We start from the raw sequence: 12,664 nt of genomic DNA, 5'->3' as shown, positions 1-12,664 counted from the left end.
ACCAGAGATGCTTGATCGTCGCTTCCCGCATGCTCGCCGGGTTTCTAGTGTCGATCTCGACGAACACGGACGAACACGGAGGTCATCACGTGCGAGCAGCACTTCTGACGCAGTTCGGTGCCCCGCTCACGGTGCGGGAGGTTCCCGACCCCGAGGCCGGCGGCGGCGAGGTGGTGGTCGAGGTCCTCGCCGCCGGCGTGGCGCCCTACGCGGCCGAGGTCTTCAGCGGCGAGCGGAACTACCCCCTGGTCCCTCCCGTCGTGCCAGGGACCGGCGGCGTGGGACGGATCGTCCACATGGGCCCGGACGCCACCCGACTGCGCCCCGGCGACCTGGTGTGGTGCGACTCCACAGTGCGCTCGCGGGACGACGCCCTGACGCCCGACATCACGCTCCAGGGCTGGAGCTCCCGCGGCGAGGGCGGCGCACGCCTCGCCCGGCACTTGCACGACGGATCGTTCGCCGAGCTCATGCGGGTCCCGACGGAGAACGTCTTCCCGCTCCCCGCAGCGGCGGGCGACGACCCGGCCCGCTGGGCCGCGCTCGGCGTGCACGTCATCCCTTACGGCGGGCTGCTGGCCGGCGGGCTCGCAGCCGGTGAGACGCTGCTCGTCAACGGGGCCACCGGCAATCTCGGCAGCAGTGCGGTCGCGGTCGCGCTCGCCATGGGGGCGGGCCGCGTGGTCGCCCCAGGCCGCAACCAGGCCGCGCTCGACCTCCTCGCCGACCGGTTCGGTCCGCTCGTGCGCCCGGTCCCGCTCACCGGGGACGAGGCCGGCGACCGCGCGGCGATGTCCGCGGCGGCCGACGGCCCGATCGACATGGTGATCGACCTGCTACCGCCGAGCGCACCCAGCTCGGCAGCGCGCACGGCAGCCATGACCGTGCGCGAATACGGCCGCGTCGTTCTCATGGGCGGCGTCGGCATGCTCGGTGGCGACGACCTCGCACTCCCCTACCCATGGATCATGCGCAACTCGATCACGGTGCGCGGCCAGTGGATGTACCCGCGTACTGCGAACGTCGGCATCATCCGGTTGATCGCCTCGGGCACCCTGGACCTCGCCCCGGAACGGGTCCGGTCGTTCGCCCTCAACTCCGTCAACGACGCCGTCACGTACGCCGCCTCACACGGTGGCCCCTTCGACCGCACCGCCCTCACTCCCCCGGCTCGCTGACAAGACCCACTGATCGCCACCTGTCAGCGCCACGCCCCCGCTCTCACGAGCGCAGGTCAGCATACTGCTGCCGCTATGTCTCGTTGAGAGCCATGAGCCTACCCATCACCAACTGCTGCCCGAACGGACGAACTGTCGCTGCTGTTTGAAATGAACGAAGCCAACCGTCCAACGCTGCATCAACCGCCTGAAGAATTGGCGCGGCCTGGCAATCCGCCGTGAGAAGACCGCCGTCGTCTTCCGCGCCGGCCTTCACATCGCCGGCATCTTCATCTGGTCCGCTCGCTGATCCCGGAGGAACCATCTGACGAGCGTCAGTTCCAAGGTTCCCGGTAGAGGTTGCCACCCAGCAGCTTCGCTGCGACAACGCAGAGGTCTTCGCGAAGAGCTGGTTGCCGCCCCATCCGGTGAACCGCCGAGATCCGAAACACAGGGCCTGGTCGAGGACCAGCACGAGCCGACTTCCGGCGCGGGCTTCGAGCGGTGGCCAAGCACTTATAACGGCCGGCACCGCGCACAAGACCGATCCGCCCAGCAAGACCGTCGCCGTACGGAGACGCCTTCCGTCAACGCACGCCCGCATCTCGCAGCGCCGCCCCGGTGGGTCGCCAGTGCTGGCAGACCAGATCGGCGGCGATGCCTTCGCCCTCGTCACCGTGCTGTCCGTGACGGCTGCCCGGTGCAGACCAGCTGATCGCTCGGGGACGGAGAAGGGGCCCGCTGCAGCGGGCCCCTTCTCCTGGTAGCGGGACAGGATTTGAACCTGCGACCTCTGGGTCATGAGCCCAGCGAGCTACCGAGCTGCTCACCCCGCGCCGGTGAGGCCACCCTGCATGGCGCGACACGCGAGGGCGGACCAGCCACCGCGCTCAGATCACTGGCGTGACAGGCGAAGCAGCTCTCTTCGGCCGGCGTTTTTGGGACTTGATGCCGGGTCAGCGTCTCCGGGACCAGGTGCTGCCGATTCCCGCAACATGCAGGGCCAGTGCAGTCAGCCCCAGGAGCATGACGTTGACTGACGAGAACGTGTGATTCGTGCTGATCTCGGCCGCGTTGATGAGGAACGCGATGAAGAACAGCACTGCCGCGACTACGCCGAGCATGACGAGCCCCTCTCTCATAGGAAGTGAAGCCCGTATGCCCGCTGGCCGCCCCCGTAGACGTGAGGCGGCATCTTCCGGAGCCGCATGCCCCACCCTGCAGGAGCCTGCCGGCTCATGCACGGCGGGCTGGCGCTTGCTCAGGCGTGGGCGTGGCGGGCGCTTGCCGTCTTGCGCGGGGCGGCGTGATGCGCGGGCCGGTCCGTCGCGGGAGCTGCGAGACGCCGCAGGGACAGGCCCGCGGTGACGAGGAGACCGGTGAAGACAGTCAGGAGGAGGACGGACACCCACATCTGCCGGCTCCCGGGCTCCTGCCAGCCGGTCCAGGCAGAAGACGCCGCCCACAACAGGACACCCACAGCGTAGAAGGAGCGGACACGGTGCAGCTGCCGCACGGCCCGCAGGAACTGAATGCGTTCGATCTTCGGTGCCATGCGGAGCCGTGTACCCCAAAACACCTGACGTACCGCTCTCCTTTGCTTCAGTCCATGGCGGCGCCGCAGTGGCTGCAGAAGCCGACCGGCCCGCCGGTGCCGACCTCCGGGAGATCCTGGAGGGCGTCCAGGAACTCCCGGTACTCGGGTACGGCGAGCTCCGCCCTTTTGAACTGGCGGCTACCTGCTCGGGTGGCCCTTATGGCCCCTTCGGCAGTCGGACTCCCCTGCCCCGTCGCCCCCGACGCAGGAACCGGCGGGGTGCGGCGGCGCTCGTGAGCCTTGGCCGATCCGGACGAACGGCACTGCGAAAGGCTGTTCCTTTGCGAACCGAGTGTTCGTGGCGTGGGCTGTGCAGAACCCATCGGGTCGCAGCGGGCAGAGCGGCAGGCACAGCAGCATCGACGGGCACGTGTGAGTGCCGTTTCTCTGCACGGCCTCCGGCCGACAGCGCATCGATACGGACGCTGAGTCACGTCATGCCACGCGCCGTGCTCGCCAATGTCCATGGGCTTGGCCGGCTGGCCGCCGCCGTGTGAGGGGCGCCACGAACGAGTGAGTGGCGCCTGGGCGGCGGCAGGACTATCTTCGAGGTAGAACGACCGGTCTTCCTACTTAGGAACTGGCCTGCCGACCGGTCCCACCGCCTGCCACCCATGTCGAAGAGAGACTGACAATGCGGCAACCGCCACCCGTCCCCGAAGAGGCCGAGACCGGCCCCACAGGCACTGCTGTTACTCGGCGGGCCTGGACTCAGCCGCCGGAGCGGATCAGTCGGACTGCGTCAAGCAAGGTCTTGTGGGCAGCCGCGGAGTCATCCAGGTAGCCGGCCGCCATCGCCCCGTCGTACAGCATGAGTAGTGCACCGGCCGCCGAGTCCGGATCGGCGTGGCCGGACCGCGTGAGCAGTTCCTGGAAGAGCGTGCGGGCCCACGTGCGGTGGGACGCCACCAGGGCACGCACCGGGTGATCCGCGTCCGGGTATTCAGCAGCCGCGTTCGTGAACGGTGATCCTCGAAAACCGCGCTCGCGGGCGTGCTCGGCGATCGCGTCGAAGATCAGGTCGATCGCCTCGGCGGGCGGATGGGCGGCGGCCAACGGCTCGGCCAAAGCCCGATAGTAGGCGTCCTTCGTCTCCAGATAGGCCACGACCAGGTCGTCCTTGGATGCGAAGTGCCGGTAGAAGGTCGCCTTCGTCACCCCGGCATCCGCGATCAGCCGCTCCACCCCGATCGCCCGGACTCCCTCGTAATAGAACAGCCGTGACGCCGCCCGGACCAGGCGCTCACGGGGCGGTGGCTGCCCGGCGCTCTTCGTCTCTGCCTGCGTGCCGTCGGTTCTCTTCTGCCCAGCAATGCTCACCACCTCATTGTGCCCGCGGCCGGGCCTCGAACGGCCCCCACCCCTGTACGGCTCGCCTCGAAGGGGGCCGTCCTCCCCCATCACGTGCGGATCGCATCGGCTTCCGCTCACCGAAAGGCATTGACTCCATGACTCCTCGTCTCGAAGGAACCGTCGCCCTGGTCACCGGAGCATCCAGCGGCATCGGCCACGCCACCGCCCTGGAGCTCGCCCGCGAAGGCGCCGCCGTGGCCCTGGTCGGCCGACGCGAGGACCGGCTCGCCGAACTCGCGACAGATATCACCGCCGCCGGCGGACAGGCCCTCGTCGTGCCCGCCGACATCACCGACGCCCAGGCCGCCACGGAAGCGGTCGAACGGACCGTCGACGGGCTGGGGCGCCTGGACACCCTCGTCAACAATGCCGGTCTCATGCTGCTCGGGCCCGCCCCAAGCGCGGACCTGAACGACTGGCGTCGCATGATCGACATCAACCTCATGGGCCTGATGTACGCCTCCCACGCGGCCACCCCCCACCTGGTCAAGGCGGCAGCCGACGGGCACCGCCGGGTCGCCGACATCGTGAACATCGGCTCACTCGCCGGTCGCAGCGCCTTCGCCATGTCCGCCGTGTACTGCGCCACCAAATTCGGCGTCGGCGCTTTCAGCGAGGCACTGCGCCAAGAACTGGCACGCAGCCACGTCCGCGTGTCCGTCGTCGAACCGGGCAGCGTCGACACCGAGCTGCGCACGCACAACCCGGCCCCCGTCCAGCAGCAGCTCGAGGCCTACCTCGGCGACATCGAGCGGCTGCAGAGCCGGGACATCGCCGACGCTGTCGGCTACATCGTCACCCGACCCCGCCACACGGCCGTCGCCGAACTGCTCATACGCCCCACCGAGCAAGTCTGACCAGACGCAAGCTCCCCGTTCATGACACGGGGGCTTGTCGAAGGAACGAGAGCCGCCATCGCTCCCGTGGTCCGGATCCGTGAACTGCACTTGTCGAACTGTCGGCCGTCGTCTTCTGATCAGGAAGACAGCGCCCAGCACGGCCAGAGCTCCGGCGAGAGGACCGCGGGTGCGAAGGGGCCGTGGGCCAGGCGTGTGCTCAGTGCCCTCACATGGCGGTTGCGGTTGCTAGCAGGTCCAGGGCGTCACTGCCCAGCAGGCGGCCGGCGCCGTATCCGAGGAGGGCTCCGGCGGTGTTCACGAGCAGCGCCACGAGCAGACCGCCGGGCGGCCCCGAAGAGGACTCCGGCCGCCGCGCTCAGCGCCGGCTTGGGGACGAACGCGCTGGTGCCGAGGGCATAGACGAGGGCGAAGGCGAGCACGGGTCCGGGGCCCGAGCACCGAGGCGCCCTTCGCGGGTGTCAGCAGGCCGGATGGGGCCGACGAAGAAACCGGAAGGCGTCGGCCCCGCGACAGTGGTGGCCACAAGATCGGCACGTTGGAGTCGGTGTATGTGGACATCACGACCGACCAACCCTTCTTCGCCACGGTGACCGTCGGCCTGCCGACCCGGCGCCGCCTGGTCTTCGTACCGCTCAAGGGCGCGACGGTGGGACCGGCCTACCTGAGGCTCGCCTACGACAAGAGCGTGGTGAAGAAGACCCCGGCGATCGACACGGACGGGGAACTGCCGGCGTCGGACGAGTCGACGGTGTTCGCGCACTACGCACTCGACTACTCCCAGGGTGTCGGCGGCGAGCGCCGCCTCGCCCGCCGTTGAACCACCGAAGCTCCGGGAGGGCCGATGAGTCTGTTCCTCCTCCTGATTCTCGTCGCCATCGTTCTGGGAATCATCGGATTCGCCGCCCACGGGCTGTTCTATCTGCTGATCATCGGCGCCGTCGTACTGCTCGCCGATCTCGTCTACGACGGAATGCGCCTGCGTCACGGAGGAAGGCAGCGCGTCGTCAGGTAATCGTCGCGCGCCTCATGTCGTGACGCCGTCAGGGTGCGGTACTCACCCAGTTCGGCGCTGCCACCCGCCGACGTCGAAACCATACGAATCAGGCAGTAAGAGTCACTGGAGGATTCGAAGCGCTTGCGATCAGCAGGGTCCGTCGGGGAAGCGATCGCCAGGGCTGGGGAGTCGCAGATGTCGCGGGTGCGCTCACTGGTGCCGTACTGGTTGCGGCGCCGGGTGGTGTCGAGCCGCACGGTCGAATGCGTTCTGATCGAGCTGAACCTCTGGCATGTGCATTTCGGCCCACTCTCGCAATTGTGACAGGGGTTGCGCCAACGACCTTCCACGCATGGTGAGCCCGTAGAACACCCGTGGCGGAACGGAAGGCTCGACCCGGCGGGTGACGAGGCCATCCCGTTCGAGTGACCGCAACGTCTGCGTCAGCATCTTCTGGGAAATCCCGGTCATGGCTCGCTTGAGTTCGGTGAAACGAAGTTCGCCGTCGGTCTGGTCGAGGGTCAGGACGAGCATTGTCGTCCATTTCGTTCCGACCCGGTCGAGCAGCTGCCTGGTGGGGCAGGCCGCATCGAAGAGGTCACCGCGGTGGGGGGTTACCCCGGGGTGACCAGGGTTCCGGGAAGTGCCTTCTTGAACGCCCACGGCCGGTCTCCTAAGTTCGCCTGGTATCTGACGGTAACCGAATGGATGAGATGAACGATGTTGACTGCCCACCTGGCGGGTGCCCGAGCGCGGTACATCTCGGTGAACGGCGTCCGCCTCGCGGTCGAGGTGGCGGGTGAGGGCCCCGCAGTCCTGCTGCTGCACGGTTTTCCGCACACGCGGGCGATCTGGTCCGAAGTCGCGCCGCTGCTGACGGCGGCCGGACTTCGTGTCGTCGCGCCGGATCTACGCGGTCTGGGAGACAGCGACCGAGCGGCTGGCGGTTACCTGGCGACCGAGCTCGCCGGGGATCTGGTCGGGGTGCTCGACGCGCTTGACATCGACCGGGCGCACGTCGTCGGCATCGACCTCGGCGCCGCACCGGCGTTCACGTTGGCCGCGGCCCATGCGCACCGGGTGTCCAGCCTGACGCTGAGTGAGGCGATGATCGGCACTCTGCCCGGCGCCGAGTCCTTCACGGCGAACGGCGCGCCCTGGTGGTTCGGGCTCCACTCGGTGCCGGGCGGGTTCGCCGAGGACCTGCTGGCGGGACGGGAGAACCACTACATCCGGTTCTTCCTCGACGGCGGAAGCCGCCGCGGGCTCTCGGAGGCGCTGACCGCCCGGATCGTCGAGGCGTACTGCGGGCGGGAGTCCTTGCGGGCCGCTTTCGAGCATTACCGCGCGATGCCCGCGAACGCGGGCTGGATCTCCTCGTGGGTGACGCAGAACGCGTTCACACTTCCGGTGCTCACGATCGGCGGAGACGCGGTCGGCGAGGTCACCGCGCGGCAACTCACGCCGTTCACGGAGAACTTGACGGCGAGCCTGCTGCCCAACGCCGGTCACATCGTTCCGATCGACGAGCCCGAAGAGTTTTCGGCACTGGTAGCGCAGCACGTCAAGTCGGCGGAGGCACGCACTTGACGGACAAGCACACCGTCGTCGTCGGCCCGGTCGAACTTCCACACCGCACCGGCCTCGGAACCAGGCAGGTGACAGCATGACTCGTGAGCTACGCGAGCAGGTCGGCGAGCTCCTGCGGAAGTCGCCGCTCGACCTGGGCGGCGATCTCGGCGTCCAACGGCCGCTGTTCGAACAGATCCTCAGCTCAAGCTCGCAGCCGGTGCCCGCCGACGCCATCGTCGAGAAGCTCGATCTGGCGGGTGTAGCCGCGCTGTCGGTCGCGATCAGCGGTGCGCCGCAACCGGTCGGCACCGCGCTCTACTTCCACGGCGCCGCGTTCGCTCCGGGTTCGGCGGACAGTTCCTTGGGCTTGGTGACCCAGATCGCCCGGCGATCGGGACTGCCGGTCGTCACGGTGGATTACCGGCTCGCGCCGGAGCACCCGGCTCCGGCCGCGGCGACCGGTGCCGCGACGTCTTATGAAGCGCGCTGGACTCGGGTGTCGGCGCCGACGAACTGATCGTGATCGGGGAGTCCGCCGGAGGCGGGGTGGCACTCGCCCCGTGACGAGAACGTCTGCCGGTCACATCTCTCACTGCTGCGAGCCAACCAGGAAGAGAGCATGACCGAAACGACGTGAGCCGTTGTGCTCGACGCCCCAGGTCCGCCGGAGTCGTGATGATCCGCGACGTCACCGATCCCTGCCGGGCTGTCTGCGTGCCCTTCATGGGCAATTAGGGCGTGTTGTGAAAGTGGGGATCAGGCACACAGTGTCCAGGAAATTGTTGGGCGGCCATGGATGTTGATCAGGCCATGACTCAAGGACCTGCGCCTCGCCCACTGTCCGACAAGGCCCTCTCCAACCTGCTTGGCGAGCAGCAGTTCGGCACGCTCGCCACCGTCAAGCGCAGTGGCCATCCCCATCTGACCACGGTGCTGTACAGCTGGGACTCCGAGGCCCGCATCGTGCGGTTCTCGACGACGGCCGACCGCATCAAGGTCAGGCACCTGCGGCGCGACCCGCGTGCGGCGCTGCATGTGCAGGGCGGCGACGTGTGGTCGTTCGCCGTCGCTGAAGGCGAAGCCGAGGTCTCCGAGATCACGACGGTTGCTGGCGATGCGGCTGGTCGGGAACTGCTCGGAATGATTCCGCAGGCCGCGAAGCCGGAGGACGAAGACGCGTTTCTGGAGCAGTTGGTTGCCGAGCGCCGAGTGGTCATCCGGTTGAAGGTCGACCGGCTGTACGGAACAGCTCTCGACATCAACGGCTAGGTTTCGGGGCCCGTGCTGGTCACAGCCACTCGTTGATCACTGCGACCGGCACGATCGCGTGACAGCGGACGGCGAGTTTGTCGTATCTTGTCGAATTTCGGCGGGCGGCCACCGAGGGGACCGAGCCTGTGGCGGTCGCGGATCTGGTCGGCCTTCTCCGGGATGGTGCACCGTACGCTGCGTCTGCGCAGGTAGGCGCGGTTCGCGCGCGAGCCGTAGGCCCGGTCGGCGCGGACCTTGGCCGGCCGGGAGCGTGGTCGGCCCTGCCTGATTCGGGGCACGCGGACGGCGTCCAGGACCGGCTGGAACTGGGGGCTGTCATGCCGCTGGCCGACGGTGACGAGCAGGGACAGCGGTTTACGTCCCTGCTCGACCGCCAGGTGCAGCCTGGTGGTCAGGCCGCCGCGGGAGCGTCCGCGGGCGTGGTCGTCGGGCTCCACATCGACGCCGCCGGGAAGCTCCTTCTGCAGATCCCCTCTTAACGCGCCCGGGCGGCGTGCAGGTGGGCCCGGGCGATGGTGGAGTCCACGCTCACATCCCAGGTGATCAGGTCCTTCGCGTCCGCTTCGGCCTGCAGTCGCTCCAGGATGCGCTTCCAAGTGCCGTTGCGCTGCCAGCGCCGGAACAGGTCGTAGACCCGGTCCCACCGTCCGTATTGCTCGGGCACGTCCCGCCACGGTGCCCCGGTCCTGGTCCGCCACCGTATGCCGTCGAGCAGCTGCCGACGCGTCCAGGTTCGCGGACGGCCCGGCTTCTTACCCATGGGCAGCAAGGGTTCCAAGCGGGCCCATTGGCCGTTCGTCGGATCACCACGCCCCACAGATGGTGATCATCCAGGACCTTGATCCATTTTTCGCAACAGGTCCTGGTACTCCAGCCGTAGATCGTGATCTTGCGAGCAGGGACCACGGCCTCCAGGAGTTCCTGTCAGAACCAGAGAGTGAGCCCGACTGCGCCGACTCCCGTGCGCGCCGCGTAACGCAGCACCCGAAGCGGGCCGTCGATCAACTCGTCGATGTCGCAGTTCGGGTCGTCCGCCATCTCGTCCAGCCACAGCCGGATCCGGGCGGCCACGCGGGCCCGACGCGGAGGGTGAAGGACGAGCGCTTGCTCGGCCGTCGGGAGCGCAGCCCGTACTTGGGCGGCATCGAACAGGAACTGCCCGCAGCAGCCTGGAACTCGGAGTGTCGTGTCGCGACCGAGCCCCCACATCAGCGCCGCCGCGCCGTCGCCCCTGGGTACGGCAGCGCAGAACATGCCTTCGCTCTCCTGCTGCGGGACCGCGTGAAGCAGGTAGTCCTGAAACTCGTCCACCTCGGTCTCGTCGTTCCGGACTCTGTCGACCGCGTCGGCAAAGCGCAGGATTTCGTCAATGCGCGACGGCCGCTCGGGTGTCCCGTCGAGCAATTTCGCGGGCTCGAGAGGATCGCACCACTGGCTTATGTCGGCGGACGACGCCGGCCACATGCCGTGGGCGCCTGCCGCGTCGGGAAATCTGCGACGCGCCTCCTCGATGGGATCGTCCGCCACGATGCCGACCACCCAGACCCCCATCACGCTCATCCGCGCTCCTTCACATCCACGTCGCTCAAGCTTGGCGAGGAGGAAAGCTAGTGCCGTGACCGGGAAGGTTACTGTTGGAGGGCAAGGTCGTAAGTCATGACCGGAGATTGCCACACGGCACCGACAGCAGGTCCCTTCAAGGCCCCCGCTGACCTCACCTCTCCATCAGAAACGGTGCCTTCGGTCCGCGACGCCGTCGGGACACGGTTCGGGCACTCGGACTGGCATACCGTGGCGGGACCTGCCGGAACGCTATGGGCCGTGGGGACGGTGTATGGCCTTTTCCGCCTCTGGCAGCGCGACGGCGTCTGGCACCGGATCCTCGAACAACTCCAGGCCCGGGCCGACGCGAAGGGTCTGATCACCTGGGACGTCTCGGTGGACTCCACCATCGCCCGCGCCGCCAGCACGCGGCCGACGCCCGCAAAAGGGCGTCCGCCGAAGTTCGACCCGCCCGGCTACAAAGAGCGCCACGCGGTGGAGTGCGGGATCAATCGTCTCGAACGCCACCGCGCGGTCGCCACGACATACGACAAGCCTGCCGTCCGCCACGAAGCAACCGTGCTGGTCGCAGCCATCAATGAGTGGCTGTGACCAGCACTCTCGCAACACGTCCCGGGACTGCGGAGCCGTGCACTTCAGGTTCGGTTTCCGAACCTGAATCTCAACCGTTGGCCAGAGTGCGGCCGAGGAGGGGGAGCAGGTGGTCCCAGTGACGCTGCAGTGCGGCGGGGTTGAAAGCGTCGGTGTCGGCCATGGTGAAGCCGTGGACGGTGTCGGGGTAGATCTCAGAGGTGTGGTCGACACCCGCGGCGTCCAGGGCCTGGTTGAGTTCGCCGAGGGCCTCGGGCGTCAGGTCGGTTTCGGCGTGGCCGAAGTGGACCTGGGCGGTGAGGCGGCGCAGGCTGTCGGGCCCGGCGGCGCCCACGGGGGCATGGAATCCGGCGACGGCGGCCACCTGGCCGGGATGGGCCGCGGCGGTGCGCACCGCCAGGAGGCCGCCTATGCAGTAGCCAGTCACCGCGACGGGTCCGGCGCCGGCCTCGGGCTGGGTGGTGAGGAACCTGAGGTAGGCCTCGGCGTCGCGCAGGGTCCGTTCGATGGTATGTGCCTCGATCAGGGGCATCAGCCGGCCCATGACCGCGGTCCGGACCTCTTCTCCGATGTACTCGGGAAGTTCGACCACAGGTGCCGGGCCGTGCCGGTAGAAGAAGTTGGGGACGAGCACGTAGTACCCGTGGCCGGCCAGTTCGCGGGCCATCTCCCGCAGCACGGGCCGGATGCCGAAGCCGTCCGCGTACATCAGCACCCCTGGGTGCCGCTCACCGTCGTCGGGGAAGGCGGCGAAGGCATCGGCCTGGCCGTCCGCGGTGGGAATCTGCAACATCTTGGTGGGCATGAACTCTCCTGTCGTGGTTGATGTCTCCTGTGATCAACCCGAAGGAGGCGGAGCCCGCGCAGCAGCGCAAGGACCTCGATCGCACAGCGGGCCCGCACTGGCCCGTACGGCGCTCAGAAGAGCACCGGGTCACCGATCCGTGTGTGGCGCAATGCCGTCCCGGTAGTCACCCCCACAACCTAGTCCACCGAACAAAGCCGACGCCAGCACCCCCAGTCCACAGCCCGGCTCACGAAACGGTGAGCAGGCAGTCAGCCTGCGGGCGCCGGACAGTTGATGGCGGGCGGTGATGAGGGCGGCGTCGATGTCGCGGGTGCCGGCCGCCATGCCACGCATCCCGTACGGCGGCCGGGGCCTGGTGGCACGCCCGGCTCAATCGGTGGACAGCGCCTGGCGCAGCTCGCCGACCTTGGGATCGGGCAGGGGACGTGCGACGTCGGCCTGGGTCACCATGCCGACCAGGTCGTGTCCGTCGATCACGGGCAGGCGGCGGTCCTCGTGCGCAGGATCTCTTCCACGTCGTCGGCGGCGCCGACGGTGGCCGCGCCCAGAGCGAGGCCACCGTCGGGACAGGAGACGGGGTCCTCGCCCGCTCCGAGCATGCCCTTGAGCTTGTTGTCGCCACCACAGATCGGCAGCGCCCCGACTCCGAGGTCCCTCATCTTGCGGGCGGCGTCCAGCACCGACTCCTGCTCGCCGATGCACTCTGCCCCGCCGTTCACGATGTCCCGCGCCGCCCGAAGCGCTCGCGTCCGTTCTCCCGCCTCTGGGTGGAGAAGAGGTGCGGCGCGTCCGGACAGGGCAGCGCAGGGGTGCTGTGCCGTGGAACCGGGAAGTCATCAACGCGGGCGATGAGGGTAAGCGGAAGTGACCCCAGCCGTTCGCACGAAAGAGATGCCC

At 68.3% G+C, this 12,664-nt stretch carries 16 protein-coding genes, 1 tRNA gene and 2 pseudogenes; 9 read left to right on the top strand and 10 right to left on the bottom strand.

All coding sequences use genetic code 11. The features are described from left to right. Nucleotides 1-89 precede the first annotated feature (89 nt). Entirely contained in the window at nt 90-1,178 is a 1,089-nt protein-coding gene (locus ACIHEJ_RS37415; protein WP_400142267.1) for an alcohol dehydrogenase catalytic domain-containing protein, read from the top strand. Between the two features lie 740 nt (nt 1,179-1,918). On the opposite strand, the gene ACIHEJ_RS37410 is transcribed toward ACIHEJ_RS37415, so the two are convergent. From ACIHEJ_RS37410 to ACIHEJ_RS37395, 4 genes are all read right to left on the bottom strand, one after another. After that, a tRNA-Met gene (locus ACIHEJ_RS37410) sits at nt 1,919-1,993 on the bottom strand. Between the two features lie 120 nt (nt 1,994-2,113). Next, on the bottom strand, nt 2,114-2,281 hold the full coding sequence (locus tag ACIHEJ_RS37405) for a hypothetical protein (protein WP_352367419.1): 168 nt from the start codon (nt 2,279-2,281) through the stop codon (nt 2,114-2,116). 137 nt (nt 2,282-2,418) lie between these two features. Further along, a complete protein-coding gene (locus ACIHEJ_RS37400; protein WP_400142264.1) occupies nt 2,419-2,712 on the bottom strand; it encodes a hypothetical protein in 294 nt (97 codons plus the stop codon). A gap of 753 nt (nt 2,713-3,465) precedes the next feature. Then, nucleotides 3,466-4,074, bottom strand: coding sequence for a TetR/AcrR family transcriptional regulator (locus ACIHEJ_RS37395; RefSeq protein ID WP_400142262.1), 609 nt, complete (start codon nt 4,072-4,074; stop codon nt 3,466-3,468). A gap of 128 nt (nt 4,075-4,202) precedes the next feature. On the opposite strand from ACIHEJ_RS37395, the gene ACIHEJ_RS37390 reads away from it, so the two are divergent. From ACIHEJ_RS37390 to ACIHEJ_RS37380, 3 genes and pseudogenes are all read left to right on the top strand, one after another. Beyond that, a complete protein-coding gene (locus ACIHEJ_RS37390; RefSeq protein WP_400142260.1) occupies nt 4,203-4,964 on the top strand; it encodes an SDR family NAD(P)-dependent oxidoreductase in 762 nt (253 codons plus the stop codon). A 511-nt stretch (nt 4,965-5,475) separates the two neighbouring features. After that, nucleotides 5,476-5,784: pseudogene (locus ACIHEJ_RS37385) on the top strand (PRC-barrel domain-containing protein); the annotation flags it as partial. Nucleotides 5,785-5,808: 24 nt separating this feature from the next. Beyond that, nucleotides 5,809-5,979, top strand: coding sequence for a hypothetical protein (locus ACIHEJ_RS37380; RefSeq protein WP_400142259.1), 171 nt, complete (start codon nt 5,809-5,811; stop codon nt 5,977-5,979). Nucleotides 5,980-6,171: 192 nt separating this feature from the next. Here the strand turns inward: ACIHEJ_RS37380 and ACIHEJ_RS37375 are convergent, their stop codons facing one another. Continuing rightward, complete coding sequence (locus ACIHEJ_RS37375) at nt 6,172-6,624, bottom strand: winged helix-turn-helix transcriptional regulator (RefSeq protein WP_400142257.1); 453 nt, start codon at nt 6,622-6,624, stop codon at nt 6,172-6,174. Nucleotides 6,625-6,681: 57 nt separating this feature from the next. On the opposite strand from ACIHEJ_RS37375, the gene ACIHEJ_RS37370 reads away from it, so the two are divergent. From ACIHEJ_RS37370 to ACIHEJ_RS37360, 3 genes are all read left to right on the top strand, one after another. Next, complete coding sequence (locus ACIHEJ_RS37370; protein WP_400142255.1) at nt 6,682-7,551, top strand: alpha/beta fold hydrolase; 870 nt, start codon at nt 6,682-6,684, stop codon at nt 7,549-7,551. Between the two features lie 76 nt (nt 7,552-7,627). Then, nucleotides 7,628-8,050, top strand: coding sequence for an alpha/beta hydrolase fold domain-containing protein (locus ACIHEJ_RS37365; protein WP_400142253.1), 423 nt, complete (start codon nt 7,628-7,630; stop codon nt 8,048-8,050). A gap of 293 nt (nt 8,051-8,343) precedes the next feature. Continuing rightward, complete coding sequence (locus ACIHEJ_RS37360) at nt 8,344-8,802, top strand: PPOX class F420-dependent oxidoreductase (protein ID WP_400142386.1); 459 nt, start codon at nt 8,344-8,346, stop codon at nt 8,800-8,802. Here the strand turns inward: ACIHEJ_RS37360 and ACIHEJ_RS37355 are convergent. Next, on the bottom strand, nt 8,799-9,182 hold the full coding sequence (locus ACIHEJ_RS37355) for a transposase (RefSeq protein ID WP_400142385.1): 384 nt from the start codon (nt 9,180-9,182) through the stop codon (nt 8,799-8,801). The two genes, ACIHEJ_RS37360 and ACIHEJ_RS37355, sit on opposite strands and share 4 nt — an antisense overlap. Between ACIHEJ_RS37355 and ACIHEJ_RS37350 the strand changes: the two genes are divergently transcribed. Further along, complete coding sequence (locus tag ACIHEJ_RS37350; protein ID WP_400142394.1) at nt 9,123-9,284, top strand: hypothetical protein; 162 nt, start codon at nt 9,123-9,125, stop codon at nt 9,282-9,284. The two genes, ACIHEJ_RS37355 and ACIHEJ_RS37350, sit on opposite strands and share 60 nt — an antisense overlap. Here ACIHEJ_RS37350 and ACIHEJ_RS37345 read toward each other — a convergent pair. Together ACIHEJ_RS37345 and ACIHEJ_RS37340 are read right to left on the bottom strand one after the other, a co-directional pair. Further along, nucleotides 9,281-9,565: a transposase gene (locus ACIHEJ_RS37345; RefSeq protein WP_400142251.1), complete on the bottom strand. Its 285-nt coding sequence runs from the start codon at nt 9,563-9,565 to the stop codon at nt 9,281-9,283. The genes ACIHEJ_RS37350 and ACIHEJ_RS37345 overlap by 4 nt on opposite strands. Nucleotides 9,566-9,729: 164 nt before the next feature. Next, entirely contained in the window at nt 9,730-10,365 is a 636-nt protein-coding gene (locus ACIHEJ_RS37340; RefSeq protein ID WP_400142249.1) for a hypothetical protein, read from the bottom strand. 217 nt (nt 10,366-10,582) lie between these two features. Here ACIHEJ_RS37340 and ACIHEJ_RS37335 point away from each other — a divergent pair. Continuing rightward, nucleotides 10,583-10,802: pseudogene (locus ACIHEJ_RS37335) on the top strand (transposase); the annotation flags it as partial. A 227-nt stretch (nt 10,803-11,029) separates the two neighbouring features. On the opposite strand, the gene ACIHEJ_RS37330 reads toward ACIHEJ_RS37335, so the two are convergent. Together ACIHEJ_RS37330 and ACIHEJ_RS37325 are read right to left on the bottom strand one after the other, a co-directional pair. Beyond that, a complete protein-coding gene (locus ACIHEJ_RS37330) occupies nt 11,030-11,764 on the bottom strand; it encodes a dienelactone hydrolase family protein (RefSeq protein WP_400142247.1) in 735 nt (244 codons plus the stop codon). Nucleotides 11,765-12,240: 476 nt separating this feature from the next. Then, nucleotides 12,241-12,486 carry a CBS domain-containing protein gene (locus tag ACIHEJ_RS37325; protein WP_400142245.1) on the bottom strand — a complete coding sequence of 82 codons (246 nt, stop codon included), beginning with the start codon at nt 12,484-12,486 and terminating at the stop codon, nt 12,241-12,243. Between the last annotated feature and the right edge of the window lie 178 nt (nt 12,487-12,664).

The organism is Streptomyces sp. NPDC052301, from assembly GCF_044593395.1.
In the GTDB taxonomy this organism is placed as follows: domain Bacteria; phylum Actinomycetota; class Actinomycetes; order Streptomycetales; family Streptomycetaceae; genus Streptomyces.
Note: the sequence above shows the minus strand (reverse complement) of the source record. Positions and strands in the feature narration are given on the sequence as shown.

Excerpts from the sequence above, each read along its gene's own strand:
- ACIHEJ_RS37405 (WP_352367419.1), bottom strand. The coding sequence starts at position 2,281 with ATGCTCGGCGTAGTCGCGGCAGTGCTGTTCTTCATCGCGTTCCTCATC.
- ACIHEJ_RS37400 (WP_400142264.1), bottom strand. The coding sequence starts at position 2,712 with ATGGCACCGAAGATCGAACGCATTCAGTTCCTGCGGGCCGTGCGGCAG.
- ACIHEJ_RS37390 (WP_400142260.1), top strand. The coding sequence starts at position 4,203 with ATGACTCCTCGTCTCGAAGGAACCGTCGCCCTGGTCACCGGAGCATCC.
- ACIHEJ_RS37380 (WP_400142259.1), top strand. The coding sequence starts at position 5,809 with ATGAGTCTGTTCCTCCTCCTGATTCTCGTCGCCATCGTTCTGGGAATC.
- ACIHEJ_RS37370 (WP_400142255.1), top strand. The coding sequence starts at position 6,682 with ATGTTGACTGCCCACCTGGCGGGTGCCCGAGCGCGGTACATCTCGGTG.
- ACIHEJ_RS37365 (WP_400142253.1), top strand. The coding sequence starts at position 7,628 with ATGACTCGTGAGCTACGCGAGCAGGTCGGCGAGCTCCTGCGGAAGTCG.
- ACIHEJ_RS37360 (WP_400142386.1), top strand. The coding sequence starts at position 8,344 with ATGACTCAAGGACCTGCGCCTCGCCCACTGTCCGACAAGGCCCTCTCC.
- ACIHEJ_RS37350 (WP_400142394.1), top strand. The coding sequence starts at position 9,123 with ATGCCGCTGGCCGACGGTGACGAGCAGGGACAGCGGTTTACGTCCCTG.
- ACIHEJ_RS37345 (WP_400142251.1), bottom strand. The coding sequence starts at position 9,565 with ATGGGTAAGAAGCCGGGCCGTCCGCGAACCTGGACGCGTCGGCAGCTG.
- ACIHEJ_RS37340 (WP_400142249.1), bottom strand. The coding sequence starts at position 10,365 with ATGAGCGTGATGGGGGTCTGGGTGGTCGGCATCGTGGCGGACGATCCC.
- ACIHEJ_RS37330 (WP_400142247.1), bottom strand. The coding sequence starts at position 11,764 with ATGCCCACCAAGATGTTGCAGATTCCCACCGCGGACGGCCAGGCCGAT.